This is a genomic window from Fibrisoma montanum, assembly GCF_003583365.1.
Taxonomy (GTDB): Bacteria; Bacteroidota; Bacteroidia; order Cytophagales; family Spirosomataceae; genus Fibrisoma; species Fibrisoma montanum.
Map to the genome: position 1 here is coordinate 20,468 of NZ_QXED01000022.1, position 7,534 is coordinate 28,001.

3 protein-coding genes are annotated in these 7,534 nt (G+C 54.8%); all 3 read right to left on the minus strand.

All coding sequences use genetic code 11. The features are described from left to right. Positions 1-48 precede the first annotated feature (48 nt). The 3 genes from DYU11_RS32770 to DYU11_RS32780 all read right to left on the minus strand — a co-directional run bounded on the left by DYU11_RS32770 (position 49) and on the right by DYU11_RS32780 (position 7,508). Positions 49-2,475: an ABC transporter permease gene (locus tag DYU11_RS32770; protein ID WP_119671982.1), complete on the minus strand. Its 2,427-nt coding sequence runs from the start codon at positions 2,473-2,475 to the stop codon at positions 49-51. A gap of 95 nt (positions 2,476-2,570) precedes the next feature. Then, positions 2,571-4,931, minus strand: coding sequence for an ABC transporter permease (locus tag DYU11_RS32775; RefSeq protein WP_119671983.1), 2,361 nt, complete (start codon positions 4,929-4,931; stop codon positions 2,571-2,573). 123 nt (positions 4,932-5,054) lie between these two features. Beyond that, a complete protein-coding gene (locus DYU11_RS32780; protein WP_119671984.1) occupies positions 5,055-7,508 on the minus strand; it encodes an ABC transporter permease in 2,454 nt (817 codons plus the stop codon). Positions 7,509-7,534 lie beyond the last annotated feature (26 nt).

Sequence of the window (7,534 nt, forward strand, 5' to 3'; positions counted from 1 at the left end):
CTAAGGGCGTGGGGCAGGGGGCGCAGGGTAAAGAGCCCCTGCCCCACGCTATTCAGCTCTTAAACTCTTTACGGGATCCATCAAAGCCGCCTTGATACTCTGGAAGCTGACCGTCAGCAGGGCGACCAGCGCAGCCAGTACGCCCGCCAGGGCAAACACCCACCAGTCAATGTCGATGCGGTAGGCAAAATCGTTCAGCCACTGGCTCATGGCCCACCAGGCCACCGGCGACGCGATCAGAATAGCGATCAGCACCAGCTTTAAAAAGTCTTTGGACAGCAGCCCGACGATGCTGAACACCGACGCGCCGAGGACTTTCCGAACGCCAATCTCCTTGGTCCGCTGTTCGGCCATGAAGGCGGCTAACCCGAACAGCCCCAGGCTGGCAATCAGAATGGCCAGAACCGCGAACGTAATGGCGATGGTGCCGATGCGCTGTTCGGCCCGGTACATGTTGTCGAAAGCCTCTTCCATAAACGCGTAGTCGAAGGGCTGACCCGGTGCCAACTGCTTCCATTTGCTTTCGATCTGGCTTACTAAAGCGGGCAGGTTGGTGCTGCTTAACCGGAACGAAGCCGCCCCGCTGTTGGCATCCAGCACTAACCCCAGCGCCCCGATGTTACGCCGGAGTGATTCGAAATGGAAGTTTTTCACCACGCCGATAACCGTAAAGGTCCTGAACGACTTGAGCGTTGGATCATCGAACGACATAATCCGTTTGCCGAGAATGTCTTTGCCGCCGAAGAGTTTAGCGGCTGTCTCGTTCAGAATCACGGCCGACGAGTCGGAGCCGAACGCGCGGGAGAAATCCCGACCCTGGACAATCTGCATACCCAGCGTTTTAACGTAGTCGTGGTCAACACCCCAGGCCTGCATGCTAACCGCATTCCGTTGATCAACCTGCCCCTCCGGAAAGAACGAATTATCGGTTCGGCTCGACGGTGTGGGCAGGAACCCCGACACGGATCCGCTTACTACACCGGGCAGGCGCAGAACTTCCTGCTTGAAGGTTTCGGCCTGCTTACCGAGTGAGTACACATCATTTATGGTCAGAATCTGATCCCGCTTGAAACCCAGGTTTTTGTTTTGAATGTAGGTGATCTGCCGATAGACAATAATCGTTCCGACAATCAGAATGACCGACATGGCAAACTGAAAAACGACTAAACCACTTCGCAGACCAACGTTTTTGAAACTAACGTTGATGCGGCCTTTCAGAACGCTGATCGGTTTGAACGACGACAGGAAGAAGGCCGGGTAACTGCCTGCCAGCAAGCCCACGACAATGGGCAGGACGATCAGGATTGGCAACAGGTACGGCGATAAGAGGTTTTGCATTGTTAACTCTTTGGCCGCAATGGTATTGAAGAGAGGAATAGCCGCGGATACCATAACCAGGGCTAACCCCATAGCCAGCACGGTCATCAGCACCGACTCGGCCATAAACTGCCCGATGAGCTGCTGCCGCTCGGAGCCGAGTACTTTCCGGACGCCCACTTCCTTGGCGCGGTTGGCCGACCGGGCCGTAGCCAGGTTCATGAAGTTGATGCAGGCAATCAGCAGAATGAACAGCGCTACGGCCGAGAAGATGTAGACGTATTGAATATCTCCGGTCGGCAGAAACTCGATCTGCTGCTTAGAGTGCAGGTGAATGTCCGTGACGGGCATCAGCCATAACCGGTATCGGTTGCCGGCCTTTCTGAACTGATCCATTGTTGAACCAATGGCCTGAAGCGCCTGAGGACCAACGTACTTCTCGATAACGGTGTCGAAATTCTTTTCAAACTGCTTGTAGTCAACGCCTTCCCGCAGAACAATGTAGTTATAGTGATTATTGCTGAGCCATTGTCCCCAGGGGTAATCGTCATTGAGCATGGTCAGGAAGAAGTCCGAGTGGAAATGCGAATTGGCCGGCATATCGCGCATGACGCCGGTTACCTTGAAGGCTTTGTTGTTGTCAAAAATCAAGGTTTTACCTACCGCATCCTGACTACCAAAGTGCCGCTTAGCCGCCGACTCGCTGATGACCACCGTGTTTGGGGAAGCTAACGCCCGTTTTGGATCGCCGGTCACGAGCGGTAACGTAAAGACATCGAACAGCGTGGAATCCGCGAACGTAATGTGTGCTTCGCGCAGATTGGTAGCCGATCCTGCCGGTTTCACCAGCCATGTACCCCGCTCATGCAGCCGAACAAACTGCTCCACTTGTGGATAGTCCTGTTTGAGCGTAGGGCCGACCGGATCGGGCGACACCGCCATTTTCATGTCATTCCCGCCAAACTTGATGTCTGAATTGATGCGGTAGATACGGTCGGCCTTCGCGTGGAAGCGGTCGTAGCTCAGTTCGTCGACGACGTAGAGCGTGATGAGCAGGCAGCAGGCCAGCCCGACAGCCAGGCCAACGATGTTGATAAAAGTGAACCCAACGTGTTTGCGCAGGGTACGGACAGCGATTTTAAAATAATTACGTAGCATAAGACAAGGGGGTTGGGCGTAGGGATTGGGGCGTGGGGCCTGGGGCTAAGGGCAGTTATACCCCACGCCCCCTGCCCTACGCCCTAACCCCCACGCTATTCCGTTCGTAAACTTTTCACCGGGTTCATCAACGCAGCTTTGATACTTTGATAACTAATTGTCAGGAGAGCGACCAACGTAGCCAGTACAGCGCCTGCGCTGAATAGCCACCACGATAGTTCGGTCCGGTATTCAAAGCTGCCCAGCCATTTGCTCAGCGCCCAATAGGCAAGGGGCGTCGCCAGCACCAACGCGACAAATACCAACTTCAGAAAGTCCGTGGACAACAGAGAGACAATATTGGCTACACTAGCCCCGAGTACCTTGCGGACACCGATCTCTTTTGTTCGCTGCTGGGCTGTAAAGGCGGCAAGCCCGAATAAGCCGAGGCATGAGATCACAATGGCCAGTACACCAAAGTAGTTGATCAACGTGTTGACCTGTTGTTCGCTGCGGTACATCTTGTCATACTCTTCGTCGGCGAAGTGATAGTCAAACGGATAGTTTGGGTTAAACCGCTTCGTCAGCCGCTCCACATCCGCGATGGCCTGTTGGGTTTTTCCAGCTTCCGTCCGAATCAGTATGTAGCTGGTATTGCTGGGTGCCAGTGCCAGGACCAATGGGGTGATGGGTTGATGCAGCGACTGCAGGTGAAAGTCCTTCATTACCCCGATGATGGGGCCCCAACCATTCCAGAACTTAACCTGCTTGCCAACCGGATTTTGCATCTTCATCAACTTAACAGTTGATTCATTGATGAGATAAGCGGATGAATCGGCCGGTCTATTCTTGTCAAAATCGCGGCCGTCGACCAACTGGATACCCATCGTTCGGATGAAATCATACCCAATCGTCATGGCTGATGCGTTGGCGTCGATATTCTCCGGTTTACCCAGCCAGTTCAGGTCCCCTGATGAACTTTGAATGTTCTGCGGCAACGTCATGGTGGTCGTTGCTGAAGCAATGGATGGCAACCGTATCAGCTCCTGTCGGAAGGTCTCCAGCCGTTTTCCGGTTTCATCGCCCAGATCGCCTTCTATAGTCGTGTACAGGATGTTTTCGCGGTCAAGACCCAGTTTTTTGTTTTGGATGTAGTTCATCTGCCGGCCTACGACGAGCATGCCGATGATGAGAAAGGTCGACAACATAAATTGAAAAACGACCAGCGCCCGGCGGAAATGGATTGCCCCTGCCCCAAAGTTGAGGGTGCCTTTCAAGATTCGAATCGGCTGCAACGACGAGAGAAACAGGGCTGGGTAACTCCCCGCGACAAAACCCGTTACGACAACCAATACGACGATGCTCAGCCAAAGGATCGGCTCGTTTAGATCGAGTGTAATCTGCTTCTCAAAAACGGAGTTGAACGTAGGTAAAACCAGCGTAGTCAGGAGTATAGCAACTACCACCGCCAACAGGCTGGTCAGTATGGCTTCGCTGAGGAACTGCCCAATCAGCGATGAACGCAGCGCACCCACCACCTTCCGAACGCCCACTTCTTTCGCCCGCATAGCCGAGCGGGCTGTGGCCAGATTCATGAAATTAACGCAGGCAATGAGCAGGATAAATAGGGCGACCAGAGCGAAAATGCGTACGTATTCGATTCGGCCACCAACGGCCTGACCGTTCTCGTACTTCGTGTACAGGTGAACGTCCTGCATCGGTTGCAGAACTGGGTGAATAATGGCCTTCCAGTCGGTGTAGCGCTTATAAATACCCGCCATGTTGGCTTCGGCTTTCGCCTGGCTAGCCTGCGGAGTCAGCTTCACATAGGTCATGCAAAAGCTGTTACCCCATGTTTTCTTCCAGTCCTGCTCCTGCACATCGTAGTTGATCAGCCAGTCGAACTGAAGCGATGACGTAGTCGGCAGGTCGTCGATCACCGCGCCGACCGTGTAGTACGTTGCGTTGTTGAATTGCAACTGCTTTCCAAGGGCCGCATCCGTCCCGAAAAACTTCTCGGCTGTCCGTCGGGTAATGATGATCTTGCTCAGGTCAGCCAGAGCGGCATCCGCATTACCGTAGATCGTTGGTACGTTGAAAACCTTGAAAAAGTCAGCGGTAGCGTAAAACCCATTTTCTTTCACGGCTTTGTCACCAGCCTTAATCAGCAACTCCTGCGGAAACTGAACCTTAGTGGAATACTGCACCTCCGGAATTTCCTTCTTCAGTATGCCCGCCAGGAGACCATTCGTGAGTGTACTCGTTTCTGTTTTGTCGTCGCCTATGAAATTGATCCGTACTGCGTAGAGCTGATCAATGTCGGGCATAAATCGGTCATAGCTCAGTTCGTCCTTTACCCACAACCAGATTAACAGGCTGCACGTCATACCGAGTGCTAAACCCACAATGTTAATGCCCGAAAAGAGCTTGTTTTTTAATAAACTCCGCCAGGCGATTTTGAAATAATTACGTATCATAACGATTTGATTAAGAATGGTCCGTGCATAAGATGCAGGTGGCTGCTTTCTGGCTGCATGGTATAGTGCGTAGGGCAGAGGGCGCTTGACCCCACGCCCTTAGCCCCACGCCCCCTGCCCACGCTATTCCGTTCGTAAACTTTTCACCGGGTTCATCAACGCAGCTTTCACACTCTGGAAGCTGACGGTCAGTAAGGCAATGCCAATCCCGAGCAAACCGGCCAGCGCAAAGACCCACCAGGCAATGTCGATCCGATAGGCAAAATCGTTCAGCCACTGGCTCATGGCCCACCAGGCCACCGGCGACGCAATCAGAATGGCGATCAGCACCAGCTTCAAAAAGTCTTTCGACAGCAGCCCGACGATACCGGATACCGATGCCCCCAGGACTTTGCGGACGCCAATTTCTTTGATGCGCTGAACGGTGCTGTAAGCTACCAGTCCGAACAGCCCCAGGCAGGAAATGAACATGGCCAGACCGGCAAACAGGCCCAGCAACTGCCCTTGCTTCTCCTGGATGCGATACAGGTTATCCAGCGTTTCGTCGAGGAAGGCGTACTCGAACGGCCGCTCGGGGAAAAACGTCTCCCATTGTTTTTTCAGATGAGCGATCGTTTCCGGCATCCGATCCGGCAGCACGTTAACGGCAAAAACCGTGAAGCGCGGTACGTCAATGTCAATAATCAGCGGTTCCAGCGGCTGTTCGAGCGGGTCGAAATGGAAGTCTTTCACGACGCCGATGATCAGGCCTTTTTTGCCGCCTTCGCCCCCGCGCTGAATCGGCCGCCCAACGGCCGCGGCTGCGTTCGCGTAGCCAAACGATTTGGCCGCCGACTCGTTCAGTATGAAAGCCGCGAGATGATCGGTACCCGTTTGCTTGGAAAAATCACGGCCGGCCAGCAGCGGAACCCCCAGTGTTTGCAGGAAATCGTAATCGACCGAAACCCAGGCCGCAAACACGTTGCTTTGCTCTGTTTTGCCTTCTGGCACGACCAGCGAACGAACGTAGCCGCTACCCGGCAGGCCCGACAGAGCCGTAATGCCTTTCACCCGACTCGATTGCACCACGGCCTCCTCAAAGGTATTCATCCGCAGCCGTAGCGGCCCGTCGATGCCCTGCGGCAGATTACCCGATGCACCACTGCCGAATAGCGGAATGGTAACAACCTGCTCTTTCCGGAAGCCCAGCGGTTTGTTGCGCAGATACGTCAGTTGCTGGAAAATGATAACGGCCGCTACAATCAGCACCATCGACACGCTGAATTGCGCTACTACCAGAACCTGCCGGAAGCCTACCCCGCGAAGCTGCCGTTCGCTGATCTGCCCTTTGAGCGCCAGAACGGGTCGGAATTTGGATGCGAAAAAAGCCGGATACGTACCGGCCAGCAGACCCGTTAGCAGGAACAGGCCAATCCAGATCGACAGCAGGTCCGGACGCAGGAAATCGGCGTTGCGGAACGACTGACCCGTAAACTGGTTGAGGTAGGGGAGCAGCACCACGGCCAGCACCGACGCCAGCCCGAATGCCAGACTGCTCATGAGCAGGGCTTCACCGAGGAACTGACCTACCAGCTGACTACGGACTGCCCCCAGTGTTTTGCGAAGTCCAACTTCTTTAGCCCGGCGAAGCGAGTAAGCCGTGGCGAGGTTGATGAAGTTGAAACAGGCAATCAGCAACGTGATGCCTGCAATGACCGAGAGCAACGTCACGTATCGAATGCTGCCTGAGCTGGTAGAACCCGACAAGTCGGCCGAGTGCAGGTGAACGTCGTGCAGAGGTTGTAGATACAGCCCAACGTGCCGGACCACCCGCTCGTCGTTGCTCCGGCGCAGAACGCCCGGAAACTGCGCTTCCACCTGACTGACCGGATAACCCGGGGCCAGCCGAACGAAGGCCTGCGCTGAGTTGTAGAGCCAGTCTTTTCGAAGAAAATCAGCCGCTCCTTCCGATTCAACCGCAAACAGGGTTTGGAAATGAACCAGAAAATCGGCTTTGAGATCGGTGGTCGACGGGAGATCAGCGAAAACGGCCGCGACGGTCAGGTCAACTTTATTTTCGTACCGGATCAGCTGCCCAATCGGATTGCTGTTGCCGAAGTATCGACGCGCGGCCGTCTCGGAAATAGCCACCGAAGCCGGGGCCGTCAGGGTACGTTTGGGATTCCCTAAACGTAACGGCACCGCAAATACGTTGAAGAACGTGGAGTCGGCAAAGACGACGTGCTGTTCCTGAAACAGTCTGGGCGATTTCCCCGGTAAGGCAACGCGCATACTGCCACTCCGTTGAAACAGCCGGGTCATGGCCTCAACGCCCATTACTGTCTGGGCAATGGCCGGACCCGCCGGAATCGATACCGTAGCGGCCCGACGGTCTTCTTCGAAGCGGTTGATCTGATTGATTCGGTAGATTCGCTCGCCGTTTGCCCAGAAGCGGTCGTAGTTCAGTTCCTGTTGAACGTACAGGGCTATCAACAGGCAAGCCGACATGCCCACCGCCAGGCCGGCGATGTTAATGGCGCTGTACGTCCGGTCCTTGCGAAGATTCCGAACGGCGATGTTGAGGTAGTTGCGGAGCATAGGGCAAGGGGGTTGGGGCGTGGGGC

Coding starts and splice junctions, on each gene's coding strand:
- DYU11_RS32770 (WP_119671982.1), bottom strand. CDS start 2,475: ATGCTACGTAATTATTTTAAAATCGCTGTCCGTACCCTGCGCAAACAC.
- DYU11_RS32775 (WP_119671983.1), bottom strand. CDS start 4,931: ATGATACGTAATTATTTCAAAATCGCCTGGCGGAGTTTATTAAAAAAC.
- DYU11_RS32780 (WP_119671984.1), bottom strand. CDS start 7,508: ATGCTCCGCAACTACCTCAACATCGCCGTTCGGAATCTTCGCAAGGAC.